The organism is Alteromonas sp. 4NH20-0056 (assembly GCF_057539655.1).
Genome location: NZ_BAAJLS010000032.1, coordinates 1 through 689, shown reverse-complemented (window position 1 = coordinate 689; position 689 = coordinate 1). Strand labels below are relative to the sequence as shown.

1 protein-coding gene is annotated in these 689 nt (G+C 41.4%); it reads left to right on the top strand.

Features of this window, described 5'->3' with window-relative positions; translation table 11 throughout:
• Positions 1-689, top strand: a 689-nt coding sequence (locus tag AC27EZ_RS18120; protein ID WP_487136662.1) for an alpha/beta hydrolase, incomplete at both ends; no start/stop codon positions are given.

Genomic DNA, 689 nt, shown 5'->3' with positions numbered 1-689 from the left:
CGTGTAAACGTAATTTTTGATTCTGGTATGGGCGATGATTTGTCTGTTTGGAAGAAGGTGTCAGATGAAGTCTCAAAATTTGCCAGAGTAATAACTTACGACAGGGCTGGACTTGGCTGGAGCGACGAAAGCCCGAAAGAAAGGACAAGTGAAGAAATTGTCCGAGAGCTTCACTCAATGCTGGAGAAAAAGAAATTAATAGGGCCGATTATTCTTGTTGGTCATTCCTTCGGTGGCGTGAACATGCAGCAGTTCGCTCTGAAGTATCCCGACGAAATAGCTGGTTTGGTATTAATTGACTCAGCTCATGAAAGCCAAATTGATAACATGCCCAAGCCAAGCTTTATAAAAAAGTACCTTTTCAAATTTGGTATGTGGGCTGCGCCAGTTGGATTACCAAGATTATATCTTTCCAATTCTAACCCTGAAGAAAAGGCCAAGAAAAGTACAACTAAGCATCAATATACTAGCTTGGATGAAGCGAATTCATTCCAGCAAAGCCTTAATGAACTACAAGCACTAAAACCTAATTTTGGAAACTTACCGCTGATAGTGATTGCGCGAAATAAACAATCCTCTGAAGTATCTGCTTCAGATACAAGAAATTATGTGTGGGCTGGGCTGCAAGAAAACATCACAACTCGTTCGTCCAACAGCACAATTATCTTCACTGGTGAGCGACAACACTC